Raw genomic sequence first — 24,734 nt, forward strand, 5'->3', positions numbered from 1 at the left:
CCCAACTTGATCCATACTCCAGCTTGAAAATAGGGTATGAGGAAACAGCCATGAGCAATGATATTTCACTACTTCGCCAAGCATTTGTAAGTCAACGTCAGTTTTATGATGATCAAAACTTTCCGCGCGGATTCGGCCGCAGCGGTAATTTTACTTTACTAGAAGCCAGTATCCTTGAACAACACGGTGTTGTTCTAAAAGGGTTATATAATAAAACCCTTGAACCACAAAATGAAATTCAAGAACAATTTTTTGCTGTTGTCTCTGGCAACCAAGAGCCAACCAACGCAATTGAGCGTGCGTGGATTAAATATCTAAAGCTAACGACCTGTAAAGCAAAGTTTCATACGCTGTTTGGGCGTTCTAAAATTTCAAGTCCTGGGCTACAAAATCCAGACTACTATTCGGGGTCTGATAGCTTATAAAACTAATAATGTTATTTGCTTTTTCGTGTTTTAACGGTTACAACTTGTATGACTAAATAAATTTGCCAGTGCCAAAAACAAGGTGTTACGTGACACGAAAAATACTCATCATTGAAGATACGCCAACTATAGCGCGAGTGCAAAAACACATTGCTACTACAGTTGGCTATGATGTTGATATAGCAGGTTCATTAGCGCAAGCAAAAGAATTAATTAGTAAAAATAACTATTTTTGCGCTGTAGTAGACTTTATTCTACCTGATGCACCACAAGGCGAGGCCGTTCCCTGCACTATTGAAGCTCAAATTCCGACCATAGTAATGACTGGTAATATAGATGCAAAGACCCGCGATATCGTCGAAAAATACCCGATCATTGATTATATCACCAAAGAGAATAAGCAAGCCTACCATTATTTAGAAAAGCAACTACAGCGCTTACCGCGCAACGAAAACGTTAAAGTATTAGTCGTCGATGACTCAGCATCAGCACGACTGCATATATGCAGCTTACTTAAACGTCATAAATATCAAATATTACAAGCCAGTGATGGCATTGAAGCACTTGCAGTGCTTGAACAAACCCCCGATATAGCCGTTATAATTGCAGATAACGAAATGCCTAACATGAATGGGGATGAATTATGTGGTGAAATTCGTCGTTTATACAGCAATGATGAAAAAGCAATAATCGGTATTTCTGGCTCTAATGCAGTGCATCTTTCGGCGCGTTTTTTAAAAAGTGGCGCAAACGACTATTTACGCAAGCCATTTAATAACGAAGAATTTTATTGCCGTTTGAGTCAGAACGTTGATATGCTGGAACAAATAGCCACCATTCGCTTGCAAGCGAACACTGACTATTTAACTAAACTACCTAATCGTCGCTACTTCTTTGAAGAAGCTGAAAAATCGTTAAAAAAAATGCAGAAAAAAGAGTTAACTCCCTCTTTGGCGATGCTCGATATTGACCATTTCAAAGCAATCAATGATACCTATGGCCACGATGCTGGTGATGAAGTACTGAGAGGGCTTGCAATTTCTTTTGCAAAATACTTTACAAAAGACTTGGCAGCTCGTTTAGGCGGTGAAGAGTTTGCTGTGTATTTCAATGACACAAATAAAGATGAAGTATTGAAACGTCTGGATAATTTTCGTCACTTTGTGGAACTCAACAGCCCTGAATTTAGCAAAGAAAAAATTCAATTTACGCTCTCTATTGGTTATGCACACGGGCCTGTTTATCAAATTGATCAATTATTAAAACAGGCCGATATTAAACTGTACGATGCCAAACAAAATGGCCGTAATTGTGTAATGAGTTAAAGTGGTTTTGTTGGCATAGCGACATTTATCTGCTTACGCTTTTGCGATTGTCGATAAGAATCCCAACTGAAGATAGCCAACGCGCCCCAAATACAGGCAAACGTCACGACTCGTTCAGCACTAAATACTTCACCATAAAATACCACCGCCAATACAAACATTAAACTTGGCCCAATATATTGGAAAAACCCTAAGGTAGTATATTGCAATCGCTTGGCTGCACCTGTAAAGCACAGTAGTGGCAGTGTGGTAATAACGCCTGCACTGATCAACAATACATTAGTATGCCAATCATTCGCTACGAAATCAGAGCTGTTTGATGGCGTCATTAACCACCAATACATTAAAGCAACTGGCAATAATATTAATGCCTCTAGTAGTAACCCCGGCAATGATTCGATAGGTAACTTTTTACGAAGTAAGCCATACACAGCAAATGACCCTGCTAATGAAAGTGCTACCACCGGAAATGAGCCAAAACTAATAACTTGGATCACTACACCACATAACGCCAGAGCAACCGCTACCGCTTGCCATTTGCGTAGTTTTTCACTTAAAAACAGCATACCTAGTAATACGTTTAATAACGGATTGATATAATAACCAAGACTTGCATCAAGCATATGGTCATTATTAACCGCCCAAATAAACAGCCCCCAGTTAAAACCAAGTAAGGTGGCCGTAATCACCAGCATAGCAATGAGTTTAGGGTGTTTAAGTACATGCTGTACTTTATGCCATTGCTTCATTATTGCAACAATAATGACGATGAATAATACCGACCAAACCACACGATGCATCAGTATTTCAAAAGCTGATATATGCTGTAGTAATTTAAAATAAATAGGCGCTAAGCCCCACATAAAAAAAGCCATACAGGCTAAGATAACACCTTTACGCTGTTCAGGATTAGTTGGCATATATTGTTTCTGATGTAGATGAAAGGTAACTAGTTTACCTGTCAGCTGCGTTTTAGCCAACTAAATAAGTTGCCGTACCAAAAGCTATTTGAATGCCTTGTTCGTTATGGAGCTCCATCCGACATACGCATACCTTGTTACCAGAGCGAATTAGTTTAGCACTAGCGGTAAATTCTAGCCCTTTGCCAGGACGCAAGTAATCTGTGCGTAAATCTATAGTACCAAGTGTCGCTAGTTTGGTTTGAATACTAACTATATTAAGCTCTGTGAGCTTATCTATCATCGCCGCCGCCGCGAGCATCCCCCCCACATTATCAAGCACCGCAGAGATCACCCCACCATGGAGAATTTTTTGAGTGGGGTTACCAATAAAGACATCCTGCCAAGGAAAGCTTATTTGCGCCTGCTCAGCATCAAGTGATTTAACTTTTATTTGTAAAAACTGGTTAAACGGCATTTGCTCTACAAAAACTTTAGCAACTTGGTCAATTAATTGGGTTTTATTCATTATTATTATCCGCTATTTATACCCTACTCTCAGCGTTGTTACTTCTTAAAAGGAACGGCCATTCTTGCAAAGTAACGCCTTGATATTAAGCCCCTGTGAAACGCTGAATTCTGTATCTTTAGGTGGCTTGGGTATATGACTGGTAAGATGAGTAAAGCACAACTAAAAAGAAAATGCGATAAAAAGCACCTATGCAAGGTCGCCTAAAAGCTCTAAAATGTCCGCGATGAATACACCAAATCCCACAGTAAGCACCGTAGTGCGCAGTCCCGCAGCTATACTCAAACAAGTGTTTGGTTATAGCGAATTTCGTGATGGCCAAGAAACAGTGATCAATGCAGCCCTTAACGGTCAAGATTCGCTAGTATTACTGCCAACTGGCGGTGGAAAATCAGTATGCTATCAAGTGCCCGCGCTTGCCTTAAACGGTCTGACAGTCGTTATTTCGCCATTAATTTCCCTTATGCAAGATCAAGTCTCGCAATTGCAAGCGCTTGGGGTGAAAGCGGCGTATATCAATAACAGTTTAAACCGCGACGAGCAGCAGCAAATATATCAACAACTACACAATGGTTTGCTCAAGCTACTGTATGTTGCGCCTGAAAAAGTGCTACAACATGAATTTAAAGAGCGATTAAGTCACCTTAATATTAGTTTATTTGCGATTGACGAAGCTCACTGTGTCTCACATTGGGGGCATGATTTTCGTCCTCACTACTGCCGTTTGAGCGAACTAAAACAACGCTTTGCAGATGTGCCTATGATGGCGCTTACAGCGACAGCTGATAAAGCCACGCGATTTGATATTGTCCAGCAGCTTGGTTTAAATGCCCCCTATATACACACTGGTAGTTTCGATCGACCAAATATTCGTTACACCATTGAAGAAAAATTCAAACCGCTGGCGCAATTACTCCGCTACTTAAAAGAACAACAAAATCAAAGTGGTATTATTTATTGCACCAGCCGAAAACGAGTTGATGAAATAGCTGAAAAGATCGCTGACGCTGGAATGAACGCAGCGGCTTACCATGCAGGTATGAGTAACGAGCAACGCCAATTTGTGCAAACTGGTTTCGCCCGTGACGATATTCAAATTGTGGTGGCTACTGTTGCCTTTGGCATGGGCATTAATAAACCCAATGTCCGTTTTGTATTGCATTATGATATACCCAAAAGTATCGAGTCTTACTATCAAGAAACTGGCCGTGCTGGCCGTGATGGCTTGGCAGCTGAAGCTATTATGTATTTTGATCCGGCCGATATTGGCCGTGTTAGACGATTTTTTGAAGACATTGAAGATGAACAACGCCGCCGTGTTGAAGAGCAACGTTTTAACGCCATGGCCAGCTTCGCAGAAGCACAAACATGTCGCCGACAAATACTTCTTAACTACTTTAGCGAATATCAACGCGAACCATGCGGCAACTGCGATATTTGTCTAAATCCACCAAAAAGTTTTGATGGCACTTTAGTGGCACAACAAGCCCTTTCGTGTGTGTATCGCGCCGAACAACGGTTTGGTTTAGGCTACATTGTTGAGCTGCTGCGCGGAGCAAATACAAGCCGCATTAGGGATAACAACCACCACCAGCTTAGCACTTATGGAATTGGTAAAGAGCACAGTAGTGAGTTCTGGCTCAGTATTGTACGCCAACTGATCCACCAAGGCTTACTGAGTCAAGATATCACTCAGGGATCAGCACTGCGCTTAACCGAAGGTGCACGCGTTATTTTGAAAGGTCAATACGCGCTGCAAATGGCAGAGCCACGTCTGCAAGCTAAGCACGTATACCAAGACAAGCTCGCTCAGTTTAATTACGATAAAAAGCTATTTGCCAAACTACGTGCCTTACGTAAAGAGCTTGCCGATGCCGATGATGTGCCACCATATGTGGTATTTAACGATAAAACGCTCGCAGAAATGGCGCAACTGATGCCAACCAATGATAGTGAATTTCTTAAAGTGTCAGGGGTTGGCTTTACTAAACTCAATAAGTACGGCAGTCCTTTTTTACACGCCATACGCAACTACTTAGCCCAGTCTTAAATAAAGAGAAATTGATGACTCAGTTGCAACTAGATAATCAACATAACGCCATTATTATTATCCCAAGCGAAATGCCCAACGATGATGATTTTGAACTTTGGGCACAGTTATTTTTACACGGCTCAGAAATAGTAATGGGTGAATTTGCAACCGGAGCGGATCGCCACCAATGCCGCTTTACGTATGCACAGCAAAGCTTTAATTTAAACTTTGAACACTACAGTAACAGCGTTTGGATTAATGGCGAAGGCATTGAAGCTGAGCATTTATTAGCAGCTTTAGCACACTATTTTCTTACACTATTGCAACAATGAGGTAGACTTATACATTAACTTAGTGTGTAGTGGGTAAACGCTAAAAACCCATAATTAAGGATTTCAATGGTTGTAAATAACGCTTATGCAATTTTATTATTTAGCTGTTGCAGCACCTTGCTCTATTTACCTTATAGTTTAGCGCAATCGTTTGATGACAAGCAGCAAAGTTGCAGTAATCATCGTACAATTACACCCACTGAAAAAAACCTCCGTCGCCAACTTGATGTCGATGAGCCACTGCCAGAAAAAACCAACAATGCCAAAATTGCCCATATTGAACTTGAGCAACTCAATGTCTTCAATACCAATTTAGAAGCTGAAAATAACGCATTATTTAGCTTTGCCAATCGTGTTCATATGACCACTGAGCCAGACGTCATAAAGAACATTTTATTGTTCGAATCTGGAGATCACTATGAGCCGAAAAAACTCGCCGAATCAGAGCGTTTATTACGTCGTCAAGGTTATCTATACGATGCCAGAGTAAAAGCAGAAACTAACTGCGACGGTGACATTAATGTAAAAGTGATCACCCGCGACTTATGGACGTTACTACCAGAAATTAGCTTCAGCCGCAGTGGTGGCGAAAATAAATCGAGCATGGGTTTTCGCGAATCCAATTTATTTGGCTGGGGTAAACGCTTGTCACTTGCTCGCACTACCGATGCAGAACGTAATGGTTACCTGTTTGTTTATGATGATCCTAATATACTTTCTAGCCGCTATCGTGGTCGTATAGAATACTCAGATAACGACGATGGTAAACGCCATTTACTCGATCTTAGCTACCCTTTTTACTCTATTGATACGCCGTACAGCTATGGCTTATTAAGCTATTCCGATCAACGAATTGAATCGCTCTATAAACGCGGTGAAGTATTCAGTCAATTTATCCAGAAAACAGATTATAACCGCATTCACTTTGGCCACTCTAAACAGCTTGCTAATAATTGGACTCAACGCATTAGCGTCGGGTATACCCATGAACAACAAGCTTTTGAAAGCACTGTAAATACCGTCACACCATTGGCTGAAAAACGGGAGCTAAGCTATCCATATATTAGTGGTCATTGGTTTGAGGATCACTACATAAAAGTGCATAATTTCGACAGTATATATCGTACTGAAGATTTAAATCTTGGTTGGAATGTGCAAGGTTTATTAGGCTACGCAAGTGAAAAATTAAGCAATGACGATAGCCGCGCTATTTACTCCTTTGATGCAAAAAAAGCTCATTTTAGTGGCGATAATACCCTGTGGCGTTTTCATGCCAGCCTAGATGGTAATTGGAACGAACAACACAGCAAAGTAGAAAACTTACTCGCCAGTACTCAAGTACAGTACTACTTAAACACCAGTTTTAAACAATCGTGGTACGCTAAAATACGCTTAGACTATGCTAAAAACCTAACCCCGGATAAACAACTTATCTTAGGCGGCGAAAATGGCCTACGTGGCTACCCACTAGACTACCAACAAGGCGATCGTAGTTTTTTAGTTAATCTTGAAAAACGCTATTATTGGGAATACGACCTACTTCAGCTTTTTAAAGTTGGTGGAGCTGCATTTTTTGATATCGGTCGTGCATGGTTTAATGACCAAAATAACGGTAAAAATGGCCAAGTATTAAAAAATATAGGTATCGGGTTACGGCTCGCCCCAAGCAGAGCAAATGCGGGAACTGTGATCCATTTAGATATCGCCACACCACTTGATAAAACTGATGATGTTGATTCAATTCAGTGGCTAGTCACTGTAAAAAATTCCTTTTAAAGTGTGCTAAAAACGCTAAACTAGTTGCTCCTGAACCCCATTTGGATTGATTGTGGAACTGTTAGATATTCTTGACACCCAGTATAAGCTTGTTGTTACTTTGGTCGCTCTATTACTTTTTCCTGTACTATTAAAACTGACTAAAAAGTTACTCGAAAAAACCATTAAGGGCAAAATCGATATTCACCGTAAATATCGCGCTGAACTATTACTAAAAATTATTCTCGCATTGGTCATGCTGTGCTTAGTGTTAGTTTTTTGGGGTATTGAATTACGGGGTTTACTGGTACTTGGCTCATCCTTGTTTGCCATGCTAGGTGTTGCACTATTTGCAGCTTGGTCGCTATTAAGCAATCTAACCTCATTTTTACTAATGTTTATTCAAAATGACTGTCGTGTTGGTTATTGGGTGAGAGTTATTGACGGTGCAAACTTTGTTGAGGGGCGTATTGTCGAGATGGGCTTGATGAATGTGGTATTAGAACATATTGATGGGCACCGAGTTATTTACCCTAATAACCTGTTTGTTACTCGCCCGGTGATGGTTTTAAATAAAGAGCCGAAACCTACTAAAGCAATTGCGGTTAAACGCGCTATTGGTCCTAAAAAGCTGCAATAAACGAAAAGCACATAACAAAAAGCCGTTTAAGGATATCCTCAAACGGCTTTTTTGATCAGTTACAATCCGCACTTAATTATTTAAATCAGCCGTTTTTAGTTCATCCTCAATATCACTGATTTCATCAATAAAGGTCTCAAGCTGTTGTTCTACTAAGCTGTTTGCATGAGCAAAATAGGCTAAATGAAACACTGCATCACCTTCATTAACCAGTGGCATAGTTTGCTGACCAATCACTATACCACTTCTTGGTGCTAATAATTCCAGCTCCGAATCACCTAACGGGCTACTGATATAAGCTAAAATTTGCCCTTTTATTACTCGCTCACCCAATGATACTTGCGCACGCACAATGCCATCGACTTCAGCACGTACCCAACTGGTAGAGCTGGCAATAATTGGCTCTGGTAATTTTTTTGCGCGCTTGCCACGGATCATTTTTAAATGCCGCATCACGTAATCTACGCCCTGCACACCTGCCGCAATTGCAATGGGATCAAACCGCAGCGCTTCTCCAGCTTCGTATGTGATCACCGGAATACCTAAGTTCGCGGCCTCACTTCGCAGTGAGCCATTACGTAATGACGCATCAATAACCGCTGGCGTACCAAATGCATTCGCCATTTGTGCCGTTGCTTCATTACTCAAATCTGCGCGAATTTGCGGTAAATTGGTGCGATGTATTGCCCCAGTATGTAAATCAATAATATGCGTACAATGAATGGCCACTTGTGAAAAGAACATATGCGCCATACGCCCAGCAAGCGAGCCACGAATAGAACCTGGAAAGCTACGATTCATATCACGGCGATCAGGTAAATAACGTGATTTATGTATAAAACCAAATACGTTTACAATCGGCACTGCTATCAGCGTACCACGTAATTGGCTTGCATCTATTTTAGACAATAACTGGCGCACAACTTCAACGCCATTAAGTTCATCACCATGGATAGCCGCGCAGACCATTAATACCGGTCCAGCTTGGACTCCATTTACTACTTCAATCGGAATATTTAACGGTGAATGGGTATACAGTTTAGCTGCTTCTAAGGCTAGCGTTTTACGCTCGCCTACACCCACCGTTTCACCTAATAAAGTAAACGCACTATTGATTTTAACCTTTGCCACGCGTTGCGGTCCTTTTAGTTGCAGCGGTTTTTTCGATAAATTCGATCACCATGCCTGCAATATCTTTTCCTGTTGCTACTTCTATACCTTCAAGACCTGGTGATGAATTCACTTCCATTACCAAAGGCCCACGAGATGAACGAAGTAAGTCAACCCCAGCTACATTCAAGCCCATTGCTTTAGCCGCAGCGACTGCTGTTTTACGCTCTTCAGGCGTAATACGTACTAATGTTGCACTGCCACCGCGATGCAGGTTAGAGCGGAACTCACCATCTTGTGCTTGACGCTTCATCGCAGCAATCACTTTGTCACCCAGTACGAAACAGCGGATATCAGCACCGCCAGCTTCTTTAATATACTCTTGTACCATGATATTGGCTTTTAAGCCCATAAAGGCTTCAATAACACTTTCTGCCGCTTTACGTGTTTCAGCTAATACTACGCCAATACCTTGCGTGCCTTCTAACAACTTAATTACCACAGGTGCGCCGCCGACCATTTCTAGTAAGTCTTTAACGTCATCGGGCTTGCTGGCAAAACCTGTAACTGGCATACCAACACCTTTACGTGATAACAACTGTAACGACCGTAATTTATCTCGCGAACGTGAAATTGCGACAGATTCATTAACAGGAAATACATTCATCATTTCAAACTGACGCAGTACTGCACAACCATAAAAAGTAACTGAAGCACCAATACGCGGGATGATGGTATCAAAATCTTTTAAATTTTCACCGCGATAATGGATCTCTGGTTGCTCAGAGTTAATGTTCATGTAACAGCGCAGCGCATCAATAACTTTTACTTCATGACCACGCGCTTGTGCGGCCTCGATTAAGCGACGCGTTGAATATAAATTTTTGTTACGAGATAAAATACCAATTTTCATAGTTAAAACCTTAACTATCTAATAAATGAGATAAAGCCGGATCAACGACTATACGATTTTCCATGGCTGTGCGCCCTAATAACATTCTAAACTTCATACTCGCTCGACTGGTCAAAGTAACTTCTATAGACCAACTTTTATCTCCAGCACAGAGCTTAGTCTCAATAAAATACCGCAACTCACGCTGCCCACTTGAGCTGGTTACATATTTCATCTTTTTTACTTTAGCATCGCACTCAATTTGAGTGTGTTCATCTTCTTGCAAAGGCTGAGCAATAAATTTAACCCACTTTTCGCCTTCTCGCTCATATTCTTCAATATTAAGAGCATGAATACATGACGTACGGGCACCCGTATCAATCTTAGCCTTAATTTGATTAATGCCAAGCTCCGGTAAGCTTAACCACTCACGCCAACCAACAATTATCCTTGCCGTCATAAATGTGCCCTTTAATAAAAAACTGTCTTATACGCTACACGGATAAAAACACCAGTGAAATAAATTTATCAACTCGATGAGCCGAATTGATTGACCTAAGTCGTCTTATCAATAACTATAATAACCATACAGTAACAATGAGAATTTACTATGTTCAATGGTTTACTACACGCACTTATACTTGATGAACAAGGCGGCGCACATGCAATTGATAACAGTGCAGAGCTACATAACTGGCAACCTGAGCATGGAAAACTCTGGGTTCATATTGATTATAGCCAAACTGAAGCTATTACTTGGCTTAAAAACAGTAATTTATTGACTGATTATGAACTTGCCTCATTAACGGCCGATGAAACCCGTCCTCGCATTACAAAAGTGACGAATGGCTGTATGCTATTTTTACGTGGCGTAAATTTAAACCCCGCGCAAAGTCCTGAAGACATGGTGTCGATTCGTTTATTCATCAACGAAAACATCGTGATCACCACCCGCAAACGTCACCTACTATCAGTGCAAGATATTTTAGTATCACTTGAAGAGAAAACCGGTCCGAGCAGTATTTCTGAATTGGTTTGTCAACTCACGCAAAACCTAACATCACGTATGCAAGGGGTTATTGATAGCTTAGACGATACGCTTGATGGCTTTGAAGATGAAATTGACGAACCCACTAAGCCCTTTGATAACCAAGGGCTATCACAATTACGCCGCCAAACTATTGGTTTAAAACGTTATCTACGCCCGCAAAAAGAGGCGCTTAGCACTTTAATGGTAAACAAATACAATTGGCTTGATGAAAACGATAAAGCTAAATTAAACGAAACCACAAACCTACTAATTCGCTTTATTGAAGAGTTAGATAACTCAATTGAACGCGCACAAATTATTCAACAAACCATTACTAATCAGGTTTCTGAACAATTAAATCAGCGTATGTATGTAATGTCGGTAGTGGCAGCCTTATTTTTACCGCTAGGTTTTTTAACGGGTTTGTTAGGTGTCAATGTGGGGGGGATTCCTGGTACTGAAAGCCCCTACGCCTTTAGTGCGTTTGTGATATTTTTAATCGTGCTAACTGGTGGTATTGGTGTGTATTTTAAAAATAAGAAATGGCTTTAATTTCATCAAGGCGAACTTTATGCTCGCCTTTTTCAAGCTGCTCAATAAGTAAAAACTCCCCTTCCCCTTTAAGGTTTAGCAAATTTTTAGCTTTACCGATCAATGTCAGACCATCAATCGTCGAGATTTTCACAACTGCAGATTGTATACAAAACAACTCATATTGATCATAGTCGGCGCATTTTATTGGTTGATAACTCATACCCGCTCGCTGTTAGTTTTAATATTGAGCTATTGCAGCAAATGGCGCTCTCGGTAGGGATCGAACCTACAACTCAGCCTCCGGAGGGCCACGTGATATCCATTTCACCACGAGAGCACATTTGTGCCACCACACCAACTCGCGATATCAGTGCTTAGGCCGAGCAATAATAAAGGCATATGCAATTAAATGCTAGCTTCTATCGCTTAGATGCTTATTAATTCAGCAAATTATAATAAATTACTTCACAAGCAAGCAAAAAACAGCTATTAAATTATACTTAATAAAAATCACTAACCATTTTGCAACATATAAATGCCCGTTTAACGACTTTTAAGGCGCTTGTAAAAGGTTTAACATGAGGAAGTATCTATGAGTTTAATGTCAACCGAGCAAGTAGCGGAGTTTTTAGGGGTTAAAGTTGAGCGTGTGAAACGCCTTGCCCGGGAAAGTTTATTAATATCGAAATCTGCTGATGAAAACGGCGAACCACAATTTGATGCTGATGAGGTCGCAAAATACAAAGCACTTGCAGCGCGTTTTGGTGGTCTCTAGCGATGGCTCATTGAGCTTATCAAACAATCTAATTGCGTACGTAACTCTGTCACTTTATTATCGACTGAACGTGCGCTATACCAACAAATACACAATACTAAAAACACCAGCTGATAGCATTCAAGTTTTCTTACTGAATAGTAAAACTTTTGAAAAGCAGGCAATTGCTGCTGGTAGTTTGAAAGTAGGCTAATTTTTTGTTTATTACCTAACGTAAAGCTAACAGTAAGTGCAGCTAAATCGAAGTATACGTCATTGCTTTTAGCGTACTCAAAATCAATTAAAAACATACCTTTGCTATTCACAATAATGTTTTCTTTTACTAAATCATTATGACAAAAACCTTCGTCACGAGGTAATAATGCGATTTGCTTTAATGCATCCTCAACATCTGCTTGGTATTGCTGATATAAGTGAGTTTTTTGATAAAAATCCAGCTCGTACTTTATATCCATTGGCTCAGTAACAGCATTATGGTGATGAAAAGCAATTAACTTTTGCAGCAATTCTAAAGTGTAATCCCCTTGTGCAATATCCCCCTCTAGGTATTCAAAAATCGCAAGCTTGTTAACTTCATCAGTCCACAGTGGTTTGGGGCACACCTGCTGCTGCGCAAATACAGTTTGTGCTGCCAAGCCCTGCACTGGCCAATGCTCGCGATAACACTTTAATAAAAAAGCCTGCTGTGCAGTACGCACTAAAAAGTTATCGTTACTTAAACCGCTAAATAGCCGCTCATTGCTCAATACCTTTAGTTGTGGATCAAAAGCGGCAAAAATGCCGCTAATTTCTTTACCTGTCATACTGCTTCTTATAATTGCGCCAAAGGCTTAGCTTGATTTTGCTCGTACTCTTCATACCAGGTTTTAAACCCCCATGCTGCCATTATGGTATAGAAAATAAACAGCGCTAATGTTGGGTAGTAGCCTTTCTCGTAATACAAATACATCGAAGCCGCATCAATAACAATCCAATACAGCCAATTTTCCAGTACTTTTTTCGCAACTAAATAGGTTGTAACAACAGCAAAACAGGTTGTAAAACTATCTAAATAAGCAAAGTCTGCATGGGTGTGATTGTTCATCACATAACCAAATATTAATGCCACAATCGAAGTCGAAATAATGATGAATAAGTGTTGATATAAGCGCCATGAGGTGATCACTAATTGATGTTTATTAGCGTCGCCTTTTCGCCATATTACCCACCCATAAACCGCCATATACATATAGTAAAAATGCAATAGCGATTCCATTAATAAAGCACCATTCCAATACATTATGGTATAAATAAGGGTGCTAAAAAATGCTGCAGGCCAACACCACAGGTTTTCTTTTATTGCTAATAGCAAATATGCCATAGAGAGCGCCACTGCGATATATTCCCAGTGCGACATTGCAGTAAACCCTGCGAGAGTTTCTGTAATAAATTCCATAATTGATCCACTAAGGCTTTAGCTGCTATTGAGGAGAGAGATCACCATTGAGGAATTTACAAACAAAAATAGCTTTGCCAAACTCGTCGTATGAACGCTTTATTTCTGTACTAAGCACCGACATTACTAAATCGTAATCCCCAAAAATTTGCGTCGACAAGGTATTTGTTATGACTTTTAAATCGTCATATTCATTTAAGCGATCAATAAACCCCTTAATAAATGGGATATAATCTTGATGAAGTGGGTACTTACTGATCTCGACAGATAATTTCATGACAATTCCTTGGTTTATTCAAAAATATGACCGTTATTGTAACTTGAGCTAAGCTACAAGTCATTCAAAGGTAGAGCAGATGCTGAAGAAGGTGTAAAATCAGGGGAATTTAATTCAATTTACGAGTTCCTCATGGCGCGACGCATAACGTACAAGTTTAAAAACCAACCACGTGAAATTAATTTTGCTAAAGATAAGTACCACGATATGTATCAGGCTATTGCTGCGGCTGAAGGGATTGATTTAAAAAATTATTTAAAGATGGAACAGCAAATTGCTATGACTTCAAAAGGCTCTGCGGCAGTGCGTAATTTTCGTGATGAAGAATTTTCCCGTATGGGTTTTAGTGATGTATATTTTATCAAAGAGTAACGCTTAGCATTACTCTAAATATTCGTAGCTTACCCGTGGGGTTATATTACACAGCAACTCGTAAGGAATTGTTGTAGCACATTGGGCTATTTCTTCAACAGGAAGTTCTGACCCCCACATTACCACGTCATCACCCACTTTGATATTGTCGCTGTTATCGCCAATATCAACACTGATCATATCCATTGAGACGTTACCAGCAATGCCGTAGCGCTTATTACCTATTACCACCGGTGTACCGTGTTTAGCATGGCGCGGATAACCATCGCCATAGCCCATAGCTACAACAGCTAGCTTAGTTGCCTTAGTACTTTGCCAGCGACCACCATAGCCAACGCATTGTCCAGCTTCTACATCACGAATTGCTATCACCTTGGTAGTTAAGCGCATCACCGGTTTTAAATTATGCTGCTCCCCGGTGCAATTAAGCATAGGTGACACACCATACAGCATTAATCCTGGCCGTACCCAATCACCATGTCCTGCAGGCCACGCTATTATGCCAGCTGAATTAGCTAAGCAGTGAGCTTGTTGTTTACCTATCACAAGAGAGTCAAATAGCACTATTTGTTGCGCAGTTTTACTGTCACTGATATCGTCGGCACAGGAAAAGTGGGTCATTAAGTTAATATTATTTTTTACATTTTCTGTCGCTAATAACCGCTGATAAAAGTCTTCAAACTGAGTCGCTGCGATCCCTAGACGATGCATACCTGTATTGATTTTCAACCAACAACTAATAGGCGCGTCTAGCTGAGCTTGCTCAAGCGCGATAAGTTGATTTTCGTCGTGGATAATTGCCTGAAAATTATTTGCCAATAATATAGGTAAGTCATCTTGATGGAAAAAACCTTCCAGCAACACAATAGGCTTGGTCAGCCCGCCCGCTCGCAGTGCTAAAGCTTCATCTATTCGTGCCACAGCAAATGCATCGGCATCATTAAGGTGCTGCGCTATTTTCACTAAACCATGACCATAAGCATTGGCTTTTAATACCGCCATAACTTTACTGTTAGGCGCAAACTGTCGCACTTGCGCTAAGTTATGAGCAAGTGCTTGTAAGTTAATTTCGGCTATAGCTAAACGCATCAGTAATCGTCGTCTACCGCAGGTCCGGCGTAATTATCAAAACGCGAGAACTGACCTTGGAAGGTTAAACGTACTTTACCAATTGGACCATTACGTTGTTTACCAATAATGATTTCAGCGACGCCTTTATCGGTACTATCTTCGTTATACACTTCATCACGGTAGATAAACATGATCAAATCGGCATCCTGCTCGATAGAGCCTGATTCACGTAAGTCGGAGTTAATTGGCCGTTTGTCAGCACGTTGCTCTAGGGTACGGTTTAACTGCGATAGAGCAACCACAGGGCATTGCAGCTCTTTTGCTAACGACTTGAGTGAGCGTGATATTTCTGCAATCTCTAAGGTACGGTTGTCTGATAAGCTAGGTACACGCATAAGCTGTAAGTAATCGACCATGATCATACTGATACCACCGTGATCCCGAGCAATACGACGCGCACGAGAGCGCACATCGGTAGGAGTTAGGCCTGATGCATCATCAACATACATCTTACCTTTTTCCATCAGTAGCCCCATAGTTGATGAAAGACGCGCCCAATCGTCATCATCCAATTGACCGGTTCGCACTTTGGTCTGATTAATTCGACCAAGGGATGCCAACATCCTCATCATGATTTGCTCCGAGGGCATTTCTAATGAGTAAATAAGCACGGGCTTATCTTGTGTCATGGCGGCATGTTCAGCTAAGTTCATCGCAAATGTGGTTTTACCCATCGACGGACGAGCGGCCACAATGATTAAATCTGATGGCTGCAAACCTGTGGTCATTTTATCCAGATCAGCGTAACCGGTACTCACCCCCGTCACACCATCTTGTGGTGACTGGTACAACTCTTCGATTTTATCGACTGTTTTTTCTAAGATGCTATGAATACTTTGCGGACCATCATTACTTTTAGTGCGCTGCTCAGCAATTTTAAATACTTTACTCTCAGCAAAGTCGAGTAAATCATGACTGGTGCGCCCTTCAGGGTTAAATCCTGCTTCGGCTATTTCATTGGCAACGCCAATCATTTCACGTACTACAGCACGTTCACGCACGATATTCGCATAGGCGTCGATATTCGCCGCACTTGGCGTATTTTTAGCAATTTCAGCTAAATAAGCAAAACCGCCGATACCACTGAGTAAGTTTTTTTTCTCTAAACTCTCAGATATGGTGATCAAATCGATTGGGTCGCCTATTTCAGCAAGCTCGATCATGGCTTCAAAAATAAGCTTATGAGTACGTGTATAAAAATCTTGCGAAACAACCAACTCGGCAACACGGTCAAAGGCTTGATTATCAAGCATTAAGCCACCTAAAACAGATTGCTCTGCTTCGATGGAATGAGGAGGAACTTTAAGAGTGTCGACTTGTTTATCTGGTTTAGCCATATTTAGCCATAACTTCGCAATACTAACAATGAATGGTCTCTATTCTATCGACTTGGCTTAGCCGTGCAAAGAGCAAAGCAGGATTTCTTTTCCTACTTTGCTACGGGAGATTAGTTTTGCTTACGTAATTCTATGCGCCCACTGATAGTATCTATTTCAATATCAGCATCACCACCATTAACCGCAAACGCTAATTCACTTGATGGGCCGTACTTGGCTTTCTTCACCTTGTCATTACTCAGCTGATTAACTATTTTACCATTGGCATGAGCTTCAATTTCAAACCGCGCAGAGACGTTAGCAGGGAAGTAAAAATCGGCATCGCCACTGACTGATTCATAGCTAATTTGCGCGCCTTTTAATAACTCATTGATGTGAATATCACTTTCCCCATTTACCGTGCTAATACGTAAACTTTTTAATGATTCAAAAACAAAGTCGATATCGCCATTCACGTTTTCTAAGCGAACTTCTTGCGCCGCCGTTTTCGATTTGATATCACCATTAACTGCATTAAAGCGCAAAGTGCCTTGTGAATCTTTGTCGTTAATTTCACCATTGACAGTTTCATAACGTATATCACCTTTTAAGCCAATTGCGCTCACATCCCCATTGACGGTATCAACACTAATATTACCGCTGATGCTTTGTAAGTTAATATCACCATTAACGACATCAATATCAGCCCCAGCGTTCAAATTTTTAGCACTGATAGTAGCGTTAACACCGGTAAATTCAAGTTCGCTGCTATTTGGCATATAAATAACTAACTGAGAACCATCACCACTATTCCAGCCGTTATTATTGTTACGCGGCATTTTAACGATAAATTCGATACGGTCCCCTTCTACTTCTAAACGATACCCTTGTGCTTTGTCATCAAGCTCACCAGTGATCTGTAATTGTGATTTATCCCAGCCTTCAATACGTACACTACCACGTTGGTTATCTATAAAAATGCGCTTATTAGCGGGCACCACAATTTGTTCATTGATTTTTTCACCAGCAGAGGCGAAAAACGGCAATAGAGTTAGTGCTAATAGTAATATTTTCATGGTTGATACTCCTAAATTTGTTGCCACTTTGGTGCATGCACCTTATTAATTAAATCTAATTGCTGCTGATAAACCTGAGCGAGCATTTTTAATAATGCAGGATTTTCAGGCTCATTGTTGAGGGCTTGCTTTATTGCCTCCTCAGCATTTTCTAACTCTGTTAATTGCTGTTGCCAGTTATCTGTCAATGCAGGCTGATTTTGATATTGCACCAACAAGGTTTGTTTTTGCTGGGTAAAATAGTCACTCATCACCACACTTGTCGCAGGCTCAGAGCCTGAAAACAGCAACTGCACACTTAATAAAGCTACCACTGAACATGCAGCTACGCCTGCGAGCTTAGGCCATGTAACGCTCTTAGTCTGTGGTTTTGGCACTTGTGCTAACGCTTTTTCGATACCTGGCCATAAATCTTTTTGTGGCGTAATGTCTGAGTCTGTGTTGTTAATCGACTCAGCTAAAAAGGTGTCAAAATCTGGCTTACTCATTTTCATACCACTCTTTTAATAACTGACGGGCGCGATGAAACTGCGACTTACTAGAACCCACTGCCATTTCTAACATAGTGGCAATCTCTTCATGGCGATAACCTTCAATGGCGTGTAAAACAAACACCATTCGCGCTCGCTCTGGCAACCGTAAAACTAACTTATCCAGGCCATTAAGTCCTTGGCAATCTAGTGCACTTTGCTCGTCCATACCGCTTTGCTCAAGGCTCACTACTTTTTGCAGCCAATTCTTATGTTTACGTAAATAGCTAATCGCAATATTGCTAGTAACACTATGCAGCCAAGTAGAAAACTGCGACTGCCCTTCAAAACTGGCGATTTTATGCCACAGCTGCACAAACACTTCTTGAGTTGCATCTTCAGCGTGTTCGCGATCTGCGAGTAACCGTAAGCACAATCCATATACCCGCTTTACGTGTAATTCATAAAGTGCGGCATAAGCATTTTGATCACCGCTTTTTACACGGGCAATAAGTGCATCTTCGCTTAGCTGTGTAAAAGCATGTTTTGCATCTATCAACATCGTTGATGTTGTCCCTTTATGATTATTATTTTGAATTTAGTGTATACCCTACTGCGATGGAAATACGATCTTTCAGATATTTTATGTTTCTTGAGGAGTTAGACGCAGGGAAAGAGTGAAAAGGTTTAAAGTAGATTGCAAGTTTTTAAAAAATTAATTCAAAAACAGCTAACTTAAAAGTTAATCCTTTAAATGATAATTAAAATGTCGGTTCTACGGGTTCTTCAGGTGTCTGAACAGGTGTTTTATATGACCAGCCAAGAAAAGCAATTTTAGCGCTGCTACTGGAGCTTCCGCCTAATGTAATATTCTTTAATGCCACATCATAGCGTGTTTCCCCATTACCGCAGTTTGATACACTCCCTCCTCGAATTGAGCCAGTGAACTGAGCCCCAGCATCAACCCGCACATCAGTATCAGGTGCATAAATTGTTGCATACATTTCGGTATTCGATGCAATGTAAATACCAAACTTATCACTGACACCACCTTTATCCTTACATGATAAAGATCCATCACCTGATTTATATCCAGAGTAAATATTTAGTGCATAGGCATCAGATGACGTGAGTTTAACGATCGTTTCTTCTACTATTGGGCTAGTGCGGATATGAATTTTCCCCATAACATAAAGTGTTAAACTAACACCTTTATGTATTTTAAAGTGTGATTCACCACTGGCTGTAATTGTAAAGTCACCTGCAACATAAACAGCTACTTTCTTATTATCGCCCCCAGCTAAAAGTGCATCTAAACTGCCACCATTTATAGTGAGATCATTAAAAAAATACATATTTTCCTGAACCCGGCCTAAGACTGTGATATCTTGAGGTAAGTACTCTGTTACAGTCCTATTATCTATAAATACAGCTTTGTTTTCATTTAATGTTATTTTCTTAGTATTATTCGTCAGTTGTAGATCAGGAAATGGCCCTAATGAATCTAACTCGCTCAATGTACTAATATTTAAAGGATCACATTGATCTTTTATGTATGTAGGTGAACTTGTAGGATCATCAGGGTCTAGCCCTGCAACATTTGGCACTGTCAAACCTTCTACATAAGCAGTACTAGGTAAAGTCTTTACAATTGAATTATTTATATAACTACTAGAACTTAATACAGCTCCACCATAAAGAATGTCAGGAATATCGACGGGACTATAATTTACATGAACACCATTATTTAATGTTAAATTCTTTTCACTACGAACATAGCCATTCACCATCACATCTTTAAGCTGAACATTACCATTAGCTAAAATATTGCCATTAATTTTTGTACTCCAAGTGCTAGTGCCTGATGGAAATAGAATATCCTTATTAGCCCATAAATCACCCTCAACAGACTGAGAAGAGCTGACAATAATTGAGCCAGTCGACGCAACACTGCCTTTTATTGTCCCTGTTCCACTTAATGTCACATTTGCATTATGGACTGTGGTTCTTACATCAGCGTCATTTCCAGCATAGCTCGCATCGGTTGAATCATAGCTGGTAATTTTACCTGAGCCACCTAGCGATACCCCTCGACAACCTATTATCGAATCTGAGTAAGGTGTTAAATTATTACCTGGTATAAAACCAAACCGTGCCACTAAGTTGCTCTGCGCATCACCTTCATAGCGCTCGCCGATACTGGCTATTTCCAGCTCGCCTGCGGTATTTTTACTAATACTTGCGTTGTAAGTTGCATCATCGCCAATCAATCCTGTTCCGGTAGCATTACCTGTAGCGGCAATTAAGCCATCTATATCTAGGGTTTGATCATTTTCAAAAGCTTGCTGTAGCAACTTAAATTCTTCAAAAATACCTTTTTCAGCCAGTAAACGGCTATTTATTTTCTTTTGAAAATTACCACTCATGCGCTCTTGAACAATATTTTCACGTAATGAATTAAGCACCACAATACTTGCCATACTTGTAAGTATAAGTACTGTAATGAGTGTAAATCCATGTTGTTTATTAATCATTACGCACCACCAAAAGCATTGCTTAAAATAACATTAGAGACCGCAATATCAATGGCAATAGTGTCACCAAATTGCGCTGGTAAGTTCTCTGGACCAACATTAATAGTGACAATGTTGTTATCAGTCGAAAAACTCAACTGGCTGACTCCCATTAATAATCGCTCTGCAGGAGCAGCTCCTAATGTACACATTAAATTATTGCCTTCTAGGCTATAAACTTCATTTATATCAACAGTTGATACACTACCGTTACAGGTAATAACACCTGCTGGCTGCTCAATAGTAATAGTCGAGCCATCGGCAGAAACCACAGGGAGAGTAAGCGTTTGCTTAATACTACGGATAAAGACTTTACTGCTATAACGGATCACTTCTTGCGCATTTTCAAGCTCTTTACTAACTAAAATAGTGCCTTTAATAGCAGAGTATGAAAGGCTAACTCCAGCGAGTAGAAATGAACCAGCAGCTAGAGCCACCATGAGTTCTACAAGGGTGTAGCCTCGCGGACGATAAATTGCCATCATCAAACACACCCAACGGGTAACTCAGGATAACTAGCATTTAAGGTAATTTGATTTTCTAATTGTGCAGGATCTTGTTGCTTGATCCGATCATCAGCCCATGAAACTGTGATTTGCATATCATCTGCATACACCGCAGGTAGGCTCAGCTGATAATCATCGATTTGCGGATCTAAAGAGGCACGAAAGTTAGCATCCGTGAATAAAGCCGGATCCGTCGTTTGTAACTCACACAAGCGAGGCCAAATACGTTCTAAAGTATTTTGCCCTTGTACCAGCGATACAGTGTAATTAAAGCTATTAGTAGCATATTGTAGTGATTTGAGTTGTGCTGCTGCCAAGCCTAATAAAGCAATACCGGCGATAACAACCGATAACATCACTTCTAATAATGAAAACCCTCGCTGTTTTAACACTTATGCACAACCTATAGACTTTTCTGCCAACCAGTTTTGGCCACTTTTTAAAATGCACAAGTAATAATCTACCGTTTTCTCATTGTCATCTTTAATTAAAATTTCGCTCGCCGCAGAGATTTCGCCACTTGACCACACGGTACGATCAACTAAACGAACCCTTACACCATGATGGTGGATGACAAATTCTTTTAGTACCGTATCAACACCATCAACAGCTGCTTTTACCTGCCATTTACTGCCACTTACCACGAGCTTAATTTCACGATCACGTTTGACCGCCTCACTACGGGCATATTTATAGACACTGTTGAGATGATTTGCGGTGGTAACAACCCTATCTTGCATGATCTGCTGACTAAAAGAGGGAAACGCCAAGACCGCCATAATCGCAACGATTGCAACCACAATCATCAACTCCACTAATGTAAAACCGGCTGTTCTAGTCATTGTTACTCCCAGCAACTATTAGCATCAGCTGATTGTGTGCCATCATGCTTGATCACTAATGCACCACAGCGATCTCCCGCTTGGGCAGAGCCGACTTTTGGGGTTGCTGTTAACATAAATGCACGACTTTTAAAATTAGCGTCCGTAGCAGCACCTGTAACACGGTTTAACGCTGTATAAGTGAACATGTAAAATTCTGTATTTAGCGCCGCATCAAAAGCATTTGGATAACCACCATTACGTGAATATATACGCTCCAAAGACACTCCATGTTGTAACATAACGTGCTGAATATCAGCACGGCGGCTACGCTCCATATGCTCGATATATGAAGGCATAGCTACACTGTATAAAACACCTAAAATAGCCACGACTATTAATAACTCGATTAATGTGAAACCAAAAGAAAGCTTCGTACTTTTCATCATCTGCTCTTTCAATTTTTACATCCTTAACACTATGCCAATTGCACAAACAATATACAATGACAACGCTGTCATTGTCAAGAATCTGTAACCTAATTACAATGTCGCTACACTTTAATTAGGTATATACCAAGTCACCTCAAGATGCAGAATTCAGCGTTTCACAGGGGCTTAATATCAAAGTGTTACTTTGCAAGAATGGCACTCCCTTTTAAGAAGTAACAACGATGAGAGTAAATACCTGTGAAACGCCCAAGGGATTGATTTAAAAGATTAGTTTTTATTTTAGATCCAACAATACCAGATAAAAACCTAAAGCAGGGACTTTAATCAATATTTATGTGGAAAATGATATGTTAGCTAGTGACGTGGATTATGATAAACAAAAAAAGCCGTGCTTTTCAGCACGGCTTTTTCGCTTAATTAAAAATTAAGCTTCAGCGATTACGATTACTTTGATAGTAGCCGTTACTTCTGAATGAACTGCGATTGATACGTCAAATTCGCCAGTCTCACGGATAGTACCTAGAGGTAAACGAACTTCTGACTTAGTAACTTCAACACCAACAGCTGAGATAGCGTCAGCGATGTCGCGAGTACCGATAGAACCGAATAACTTACCTTCGTCACCAGCTTTAGATACTAATGTAACTTCAGCTAATGCTTCAAGTTTATCAGCGCGTGCTTGTGCAGCAACAAGCTGGTCAGCGATTTTCGCTTCAAGCTCAGCACGACGTGCGTCAAAAGTTTCAATGTTAGCTTTAGTTGCAGGAACTGCCTTACCTTGTGGGAAAAGGAAGTTACGTGCGAAGCCAGATTTAACTACAACCTGGTCACCTAGGCCACCTAGGTTAGCGATCTTATCTAGTAGAATAACTTGCATGTTTCTACACCTTTTAAAAACGTGTTAATCCGCTGCTTACTTATGTAAGTCAGTGTATGGAAGAAGGGCTAAGTAGCGAGCACGCTTAATAGCAGTTGCTAGCTGGCGCTGGTATTTAGCGCTAGTACCTGTGATACGGCTAGGTACGATTTTGCCACTTTCTGTAACATAGTTTCTAAGAGTAGCTAGATCTTTATAATCGATTTGTTGTACGCCTTCCGCTTTAAAGCGGCAGAACTTACGACGTCTGAAATAACGTGCCATGAGATAAATTCCTCAAATAATTCTTTCTATATGCTGAGCATGCAAAACCAATTGGCTAAGGCCGTTACGACCTTCGTGGCGATTTAAAAAACCACTCACTTGCAATGCCTGCCCAACGTGCAAATGTTGAGTCTGTTGTTGCATTTGCTTACCACTGGCAACCACTTGAAGCCTGACATAACTATTACGGTTAAGGTCTGCTTCAACTTGCATTGATTTATGTTCTACAACAAAAATACAATGCGGGATACCAGCAGGGCTTTGGCTAAACTTGGGTGTTTTGCAAACAACCCCAGAAATAACCAGCTGATTCATAAAAGGACTGACCATATGGTTTACCTTAAATTATCGCTGATCAAACACCATGCTTGGACTCAAAACAATTAAGCAGCTGGTGCTTCTTTCTTCTCTTCTCTTACAAGAGGAGATGCTTCAGTTACAGCGTCTTTAGTACGCATAACTAAGTTACGAAGCACTGCATCGTTGTAGCGGAAAGTAGTTTCTAGCTCGCTGATTACTTCAGTAGGTGCTTCAACGTTCATAAGAACATAATGAGCTTTATGAAGCTTGTTGATTGGGTATGCCAATTGACGGCGACCCCAATCTTCAAGACGGTGGATAGTACCACCCGCTTCAGTGATAGAACCAGTATAACGTTCGATCATACCAGCAACTTGCTCACTCTGATCTGGGTGAACCATGAATACGATTTCGTAATGACGCATGGATATTCCTTACGGTTAATAGAGCCTTCTACCGTTTCAGCCGGTCGGTTTAAGGCAAGGAATTAATATTAAATAGGCCGAAATGAGCGCGTATTTTACGCTTAGTTGGAAAATTAAGCAAGTAGGTTTTTTAGCTTTAAGTGGTAAGTTGAAAAATCAGC

General features: G+C 40.6%; 32 protein-coding genes and 1 tRNA gene. 9 read left to right on the top strand and 24 right to left on the bottom strand.

Annotated elements, in window-relative coordinates; translation table 11 throughout:
• Positions 1–50: 50 nt before the first annotated feature.
• Together HHO47_RS11275 and HHO47_RS11280 are read left to right on the top strand one after the other, a co-directional pair.
• A complete protein-coding gene (locus HHO47_RS11275; protein ID WP_169020377.1) occupies positions 51–425 on the top strand; it encodes a DUF413 domain-containing protein in 375 nt (124 codons plus the stop codon).
• Between the two features lie 89 nt (positions 426–514).
• Complete coding sequence (locus HHO47_RS11280) at positions 515–1,750, top strand: diguanylate cyclase (protein ID WP_169020378.1); 1,236 nt, start codon at positions 515–517, stop codon at positions 1,748–1,750.
• On the opposite strand, the gene rarD is transcribed toward HHO47_RS11280, so the two are convergent.
• Both rarD and HHO47_RS11290 read right to left on the bottom strand, forming a co-directional pair.
• Positions 1,747–2,670 (bottom strand): EamA family transporter RarD, encoded by a 924-nt coding sequence (rarD, locus tag HHO47_RS11285; RefSeq protein ID WP_169020379.1) that lies wholly within the window; start codon positions 2,668–2,670, stop codon positions 1,747–1,749. The genes HHO47_RS11280 and rarD overlap by 4 nt on opposite strands.
• A gap of 52 nt (positions 2,671–2,722) precedes the next feature.
• Positions 2,723–3,178, bottom strand: coding sequence for a thioesterase family protein (locus tag HHO47_RS11290; RefSeq protein ID WP_169020380.1), 456 nt, complete (start codon positions 3,176–3,178; stop codon positions 2,723–2,725).
• A 226-nt stretch (positions 3,179–3,404) separates the two neighbouring features.
• On the opposite strand from HHO47_RS11290, the gene recQ reads away from it, so the two are divergent.
• The 4 genes from recQ (at position 3,405) to HHO47_RS11310 (ending at position 7,937) form a co-directional block, all read left to right on the top strand.
• Complete coding sequence (recQ, locus tag HHO47_RS11295; protein ID WP_169020441.1) at positions 3,405–5,228, top strand: DNA helicase RecQ; 1,824 nt, start codon at positions 3,405–3,407, stop codon at positions 5,226–5,228.
• A 14-nt stretch (positions 5,229–5,242) separates the two neighbouring features.
• A complete protein-coding gene (locus tag HHO47_RS11300; protein WP_169020381.1) occupies positions 5,243–5,542 on the top strand; it encodes a DUF3630 family protein in 300 nt (99 codons plus the stop codon).
• Between the two features lie 66 nt (positions 5,543–5,608).
• Positions 5,609–7,318, top strand: a complete 1,710-nt coding sequence (locus HHO47_RS11305; protein WP_169020382.1) for a POTRA domain-containing protein — start codon at positions 5,609–5,611, stop codon at positions 7,316–7,318.
• A 52-nt stretch (positions 7,319–7,370) separates the two neighbouring features.
• The gene (locus HHO47_RS11310; RefSeq protein WP_169020383.1) at positions 7,371–7,937 is read left to right on the top strand and encodes a mechanosensitive ion channel domain-containing protein; all 567 of its coding nucleotides are present in this window, start codon (positions 7,371–7,373) and stop codon (positions 7,935–7,937) included.
• A gap of 72 nt (positions 7,938–8,009) precedes the next feature.
• On the opposite strand, the gene HHO47_RS11315 is transcribed toward HHO47_RS11310, so the two are convergent.
• Genes HHO47_RS11315 through HHO47_RS11325 form a run of 3 tightly spaced genes read right to left on the bottom strand, consistent with a single transcriptional unit; the run spans position 8,010 to position 10,399 of the window.
• Entirely contained in the window at positions 8,010–9,068 is a 1,059-nt protein-coding gene (locus HHO47_RS11315) for a succinylglutamate desuccinylase/aspartoacylase domain-containing protein (RefSeq protein ID WP_169020384.1), read from the bottom strand.
• Positions 9,055–9,960, bottom strand: a complete 906-nt coding sequence (rimK, locus tag HHO47_RS11320) for a 30S ribosomal protein S6--L-glutamate ligase (RefSeq protein WP_169020385.1) — start codon at positions 9,958–9,960, stop codon at positions 9,055–9,057. The genes HHO47_RS11315 and rimK overlap by 14 nt, the downstream gene beginning before the upstream one ends.
• Before the next feature lie 10 nt (positions 9,961–9,970).
• Positions 9,971–10,399, bottom strand: a complete 429-nt coding sequence (locus HHO47_RS11325) for an ATP-dependent zinc protease family protein (RefSeq protein WP_169020386.1) — start codon at positions 10,397–10,399, stop codon at positions 9,971–9,973.
• Between the two features lie 150 nt (positions 10,400–10,549).
• On the opposite strand from HHO47_RS11325, the gene HHO47_RS11330 reads away from it, so the two are divergent.
• The gene (locus tag HHO47_RS11330; RefSeq protein ID WP_169020387.1) at positions 10,550–11,521 is read left to right on the top strand and encodes a zinc transporter ZntB; all 972 of its coding nucleotides are present in this window, start codon (positions 10,550–10,552) and stop codon (positions 11,519–11,521) included.
• On the opposite strand, the gene HHO47_RS11335 is transcribed toward HHO47_RS11330, so the two are convergent.
• Together HHO47_RS11335 and HHO47_RS11340 are read right to left on the bottom strand one after the other, a co-directional pair.
• On the bottom strand, positions 11,499–11,723 hold the full coding sequence (locus tag HHO47_RS11335; protein WP_169020388.1) for a Rho-binding antiterminator: 225 nt from the start codon (positions 11,721–11,723) through the stop codon (positions 11,499–11,501). The two genes, HHO47_RS11330 and HHO47_RS11335, sit on opposite strands and share 23 nt — an antisense overlap.
• Before the next feature lie 42 nt (positions 11,724–11,765).
• Positions 11,766–11,840: transfer RNA gene (locus tag HHO47_RS11340), tRNA-Arg, on the bottom strand.
• Positions 11,841–12,095: 255 nt separating this feature from the next.
• Between HHO47_RS11340 and HHO47_RS11345 the strand changes: the two genes are divergently transcribed.
• Positions 12,096–12,278 (top strand): helix-turn-helix domain-containing protein, encoded by a 183-nt coding sequence (locus HHO47_RS11345; protein WP_169020389.1) that lies wholly within the window; start codon positions 12,096–12,098, stop codon positions 12,276–12,278.
• Here HHO47_RS11345 and HHO47_RS11350 read toward each other — a convergent pair.
• Genes HHO47_RS11350 through HHO47_RS11360 form a run of 3 tightly spaced genes read right to left on the bottom strand, consistent with a single transcriptional unit; the run spans position 12,275 to position 13,990 of the window.
• Positions 12,275–13,081, bottom strand: a complete 807-nt coding sequence (locus tag HHO47_RS11350) for a phosphotransferase (protein WP_169020390.1) — start codon at positions 13,079–13,081, stop codon at positions 12,275–12,277. The genes HHO47_RS11345 and HHO47_RS11350 overlap by 4 nt on opposite strands.
• An 8-nt stretch (positions 13,082–13,089) precedes the next feature.
• Entirely contained in the window at positions 13,090–13,713 is a 624-nt protein-coding gene (gene pnuC, locus HHO47_RS11355) for a nicotinamide riboside transporter PnuC (RefSeq protein ID WP_169020391.1), read from the bottom strand.
• Between the two features lie 25 nt (positions 13,714–13,738).
• Positions 13,739–13,990 carry a hypothetical protein gene (locus tag HHO47_RS11360; RefSeq protein WP_169020392.1) on the bottom strand — a complete coding sequence of 84 codons (252 nt, stop codon included), beginning with the start codon at positions 13,988–13,990 and terminating at the stop codon, positions 13,739–13,741.
• A 132-nt stretch (positions 13,991–14,122) separates the two neighbouring features.
• Between HHO47_RS11360 and HHO47_RS11365 the strand changes: the two genes are divergently transcribed.
• Positions 14,123–14,362, top strand: coding sequence for a DUF2960 domain-containing protein (locus HHO47_RS11365; RefSeq protein WP_169020393.1), 240 nt, complete (start codon positions 14,123–14,125; stop codon positions 14,360–14,362).
• A 9-nt stretch (positions 14,363–14,371) separates the two neighbouring features.
• Here HHO47_RS11365 and alr read toward each other — a convergent pair whose 3' ends face one another.
• The 14 genes from alr to rpsF all read right to left on the bottom strand — a co-directional run bounded on the left by alr (position 14,372) and on the right by rpsF (position 24,573).
• Positions 14,372–15,451 (bottom strand): alanine racemase, encoded by a 1,080-nt coding sequence (alr, locus tag HHO47_RS11370; protein ID WP_169020394.1) that lies wholly within the window; start codon positions 15,449–15,451, stop codon positions 14,372–14,374.
• On the bottom strand, positions 15,451–16,830 hold the full coding sequence (gene dnaB, locus HHO47_RS11375; protein ID WP_169020395.1) for a replicative DNA helicase: 1,380 nt from the start codon (positions 16,828–16,830) through the stop codon (positions 15,451–15,453). Before dnaB ends, alr begins: the two co-directional genes overlap by 1 nt.
• A 110-nt stretch (positions 16,831–16,940) precedes the next feature.
• On the bottom strand, positions 16,941–17,885 hold the full coding sequence (locus HHO47_RS11380; RefSeq protein ID WP_169020396.1) for a DUF4097 family beta strand repeat-containing protein: 945 nt from the start codon (positions 17,883–17,885) through the stop codon (positions 16,941–16,943).
• A gap of 11 nt (positions 17,886–17,896) precedes the next feature.
• Positions 17,897–18,379 carry a hypothetical protein gene (locus tag HHO47_RS11385; protein WP_169020397.1) on the bottom strand — a complete coding sequence of 161 codons (483 nt, stop codon included), beginning with the start codon at positions 18,377–18,379 and terminating at the stop codon, positions 17,897–17,899.
• Positions 18,366–18,917 carry an RNA polymerase sigma factor gene (locus tag HHO47_RS11390; protein ID WP_169020398.1) on the bottom strand — a complete coding sequence of 184 codons (552 nt, stop codon included), beginning with the start codon at positions 18,915–18,917 and terminating at the stop codon, positions 18,366–18,368. Before HHO47_RS11390 ends, HHO47_RS11385 begins: the two co-directional genes overlap by 14 nt.
• Positions 18,918–19,116: 199 nt before the next feature.
• The gene (locus HHO47_RS11395; RefSeq protein ID WP_169020399.1) at positions 19,117–20,889 is read right to left on the bottom strand and encodes a pilus assembly PilX family protein; all 1,773 of its coding nucleotides are present in this window, start codon (positions 20,887–20,889) and stop codon (positions 19,117–19,119) included.
• The gene (locus tag HHO47_RS11400) at positions 20,889–21,413 is read right to left on the bottom strand and encodes a PilW family protein (protein ID WP_169020400.1); all 525 of its coding nucleotides are present in this window, start codon (positions 21,411–21,413) and stop codon (positions 20,889–20,891) included. Before HHO47_RS11400 ends, HHO47_RS11395 begins: the two co-directional genes overlap by 1 nt.
• Complete coding sequence (locus HHO47_RS11405) at positions 21,413–21,826, bottom strand: prepilin-type N-terminal cleavage/methylation domain-containing protein (protein WP_169020401.1); 414 nt, start codon at positions 21,824–21,826, stop codon at positions 21,413–21,415. The genes HHO47_RS11400 and HHO47_RS11405 overlap by 1 nt, the downstream gene beginning before the upstream one ends.
• Positions 21,827–22,276, bottom strand: a complete 450-nt coding sequence (locus tag HHO47_RS11410) for a GspH/FimT family pseudopilin (RefSeq protein ID WP_169020402.1) — start codon at positions 22,274–22,276, stop codon at positions 21,827–21,829. It abuts the gene before it with no gap.
• 2 nt (positions 22,277–22,278) lie between these two features.
• Positions 22,279–22,704 (bottom strand): type IV pilin protein, encoded by a 426-nt coding sequence (locus HHO47_RS11415; RefSeq protein WP_248290992.1) that lies wholly within the window; start codon positions 22,702–22,704, stop codon positions 22,279–22,281.
• 427 nt (positions 22,705–23,131) lie between these two features.
• Positions 23,132–23,584 (bottom strand): 50S ribosomal protein L9, encoded by a 453-nt coding sequence (gene rplI, locus HHO47_RS11420; RefSeq protein WP_169020403.1) that lies wholly within the window; start codon positions 23,582–23,584, stop codon positions 23,132–23,134.
• Between the two features lie 36 nt (positions 23,585–23,620).
• Positions 23,621–23,848, bottom strand: coding sequence for a 30S ribosomal protein S18 (gene rpsR, locus HHO47_RS11425; RefSeq protein ID WP_002962753.1), 228 nt, complete (start codon positions 23,846–23,848; stop codon positions 23,621–23,623).
• A 12-nt stretch (positions 23,849–23,860) separates the two neighbouring features.
• The gene (priB, locus tag HHO47_RS11430; protein ID WP_145236977.1) at positions 23,861–24,178 is read right to left on the bottom strand and encodes a primosomal replication protein N; all 318 of its coding nucleotides are present in this window, start codon (positions 24,176–24,178) and stop codon (positions 23,861–23,863) included.
• 53 nt (positions 24,179–24,231) lie between these two features.
• Complete coding sequence (gene rpsF / locus HHO47_RS11435) at positions 24,232–24,573, bottom strand: 30S ribosomal protein S6 (protein ID WP_016709443.1); 342 nt, start codon at positions 24,571–24,573, stop codon at positions 24,232–24,234.
• Between the last annotated feature and the right edge of the window lie 161 nt (positions 24,574–24,734).

The organism is Pseudoalteromonas arctica (genome assembly GCF_012927645.1).
GTDB classification, from domain to species: Bacteria; Pseudomonadota; Gammaproteobacteria; order Enterobacterales; family Alteromonadaceae; genus Pseudoalteromonas; species Pseudoalteromonas arctica_A.